The organism is Sulfuricurvum sp. (genome assembly GCF_049277495.1).
GTDB lineage: Bacteria > Campylobacterota > Campylobacteria > Campylobacterales > Sulfurimonadaceae > Sulfuricurvum.
Map to the genome: position 1 here is coordinate 1 of NZ_JBASYM010000005.1, position 3046 is coordinate 3046.

Annotated in this window: 2 protein-coding genes; one reads left to right on the forward strand and one right to left on the reverse strand. The window is 46.5% G+C overall.

Translation table 11 applies throughout. From position 1 onward, the window contains the following. Positions 1-2501: valine--tRNA ligase (locus WAO38_RS00815; protein ID WP_422233413.1), on the reverse strand; the 2501-nt coding region annotated here is incomplete at its 3' end. Between the two features lie 98 nt (positions 2502-2599). On the opposite strand from WAO38_RS00815, the gene fliW reads away from it, so the two are divergent. Next, on the forward strand, positions 2600-2980 hold the full coding sequence (gene fliW / locus WAO38_RS00820) for a flagellar assembly protein FliW (RefSeq protein ID WP_422233415.1): 381 nt from the start codon (positions 2600-2602) through the stop codon (positions 2978-2980). Positions 2981-3046 lie beyond the last annotated feature (66 nt).

The window sequence follows — 3046 nt, forward strand, 5'->3', positions numbered from 1 at the left end:
TTGGAGAGCATTCCGCGCAGTTTATCGGCCTCTTTTTGGAGTTTTTCACGCTGTTTGGTGAGACGATCGATAATCGGACTGAGATCGATTGCATCGGTAGGAAGATAGACTTCGACCGATTCACCGATGTCACTGATCGCATTGTCAATTTTGGAGTCGGTAAAGTGGAGTGTTTCGACTTTTCCTAGACGGGTGATAAACGGAGCCATCATTGCTTGATCGCCGCCGCATTTGAGATAAGCGAGATCGATTTTTTGGTTCCCGAGATCGACAAGGGTTTTGGCACGTCGGATCGTGACGATGGCATCCATGATGATTGCGAATTCTGCCTCGATAGCTTCATCCGTCTGGGTATTTTCAGGGTAAGCCATTACCATAATCGAATTACCCTCTTCAAGTGTTGTCCCCGAAAGCTCATGATAAAGATATTCGGTGATGAACGGCATAAACGGATGGAGAAGTTTCATCGACTCTTTAAAGATACTACCCAGTTCATTGACGCTCTCTTTGGACGCTTTGCCAAGCTCGATACCCCAGTCGCAGAACTCGTTCCACAAGAAGCGGTAAAGTACCGTAGCCGCATCGTTAAAGCGGTACTCGTCCAAGAATGCTCTCGTCTCTGCTGTAGCACGGTGGAAACGGCTGAGCATATAGCGGCCCAACGGAGTCGTTACTTCTTGATCCGCCAAATCTTTAAATGTCGGAACATTCATTTGGAGGAATTTTGAGGCATTGAAGAGTTTATTCGTAAAGTTGCGGCTTTGCTCCAAACGATCGTTACTGAGACGGATGTCGCGTCCCTGAACCGCAAGAACGGCTAATGTGAAACGCAATGCATCGGCACTGTATTTTTCGACCATATCCAGCGGATCGATGACGTTTCCTTTGGATTTTGACATTTTTTGACCGTGCTCATCGCGCACCAATGCATGAAGATAGATATGGTTAAACGGCAGCTCTCCCGTAAAACTCTCTCCCATCATCATCATACGGGCAACCCAGAAGAATAAAATATCAAATCCGGTGATGAGGAGGGTGTTCGGATAAAAACGAGCCATGTCTTCGCTTTGGAAGAGTTGATCGCCTGCTGTGTCTCCATTGCCCCAACCGAGGGTTGAGAACGGCCAAAGGGCAGAGCTGAACCACGTATCGAGGACATCCGGATCCTGAGTGAGATTTTTGCTTGCACAATGAGGACAATTCTCAGGGTGCTCTTCCAAACTCGCCCATTCATGGCCGCAATCGTCGCAGTAAAATACCGGAATACGGTGCCCCCACCAGAGTTGGCGGGAGATACACCAGTCACGCAGATCGCCCATCCATGCATTATAGCTGTTGATCCAATGCGGCGGGAAAAACTGGGTTAATCCCGCATTGGTTTTGTCGATCGAACCGCGTGCCACTTCGCTGCGGACGAACCACTGTTTAGAGATGTAAGGTTCAACGATGTTTTTACAGCGGTAACAGTGACCTACCTGATGGGTATGCTCTTCGATTTTTTCGATGAATCCGGCTTCTTCAAGGCGTTTGACGATAACCGCTCGTGCTTCGAGACGCTCTAATCCCTCAAACTCGCCTGCATGGTGATTGAGTATCCCTTTTTCATCGAAAACGGTAATGAATTCCAAATCATGACGTTTGCCTACTTCGTAGTCGTTGGTATCATGGGCAGGGGTAACTTTAACGACACCGGTTCCAAACTCTTTATCGACATGGCTGTCAGCGATGATTTTAATGTCACGATTAATGAGGGGAAGGGTAACGCTCTTACCGATAAGGTGGAGGTAGCGTTCATCATCCGGATGAACCATAACGGCGGTATCACCGAAATAGGTTTCAGGACGGGTTGTTGCAACCACGATATGACCGCTTCCGTCGCTGAAAGGGTAGCGCATGTGGTAGAAGTTGCCTTGGTGCTCTTCGTGTTCCACTTCGATATCACTAAGGGCTCCGTCGTGGGTACACCAGTTAACCATATAGTTGCCGCGAACGATGAGGTTTTGGTTGTAGAGATGGACGAATGCCTCTTTAACCGAAGACTTTAGCCCTTCATCCATCGTAAAGCGCTCACGGCTCCATGCGGGAGAGACTCCGAGTTTACGGAGCTGTCCGACCATAATTCCGCCACTCTCTTCTTTCCACGCCCAAACGCGCTCTAAAAACGCTTCGCGCCCGAGTTCTTCTTTGGTTGTCCCCTCAGCCAAGAGCTGTTTTTCAACGACGTTTTGAGTAGCGATACCGGCATGATCGGTTCCCGGCTGCCAGAGTGTCATATATCCGTCCATCCGTTTGTAACGGACGATAATGTCTTGGAGGGTAAAGGTAAGGGAGTGGCCGATATGGAGACGTCCGGTAACATTAGGGGGAGGCATCATAATAGCAAAATGTTTATCCGGCTTTACAATAGGTTGGTTTCCGTCAATTTCAAAATACCCCCGTGTTTCCCAAATGGGATAGTAAGTTTCTTCAATATTTTTGGGATCGTAATGGGTAGCTGACATGACAAGGCCTTGGTAACAAAAAATATCGCGAATTATACCAAAATTCAAGGGAACGCGATTTGCTTTTACAAAAGGAATGCTAGTTTAAAAGGATAATAATGCAATATCAAGTCAAATCGACAATATTGGGCTTTGAGAATGTCGAGTGTGTAGAATTAAATGAGATTGATGAACTGTTTTCAACCCTTAGAAGCTGTGATGGAAATATCAGTTTTACTTTGGTAAATCCGTATGCACTGCGTGAATATTCATTTGATTTGCCAACTTCGATCCGGGTACTTCTCGATATTAATGAAAATTCCAAACTAGTGGTATATAATATCGCCGTTATTCAAGACCCGCTCGATGAATCATGTATTAACTTCATCGCCCCGCTTATTTTTAATCAAGACAATGCGACTATGGCTCAAGCGGTATTGGATGTGAAAAATCATCCCGGTTTCGGTTTAGCCGAACCGATCAAAAAATTTAAATCATAATGTAGCTCCAACCGGGGCTTCAAGGAGCCTCTTGCCTCTTTCTCGTCTCAATGAACAGCAATATAC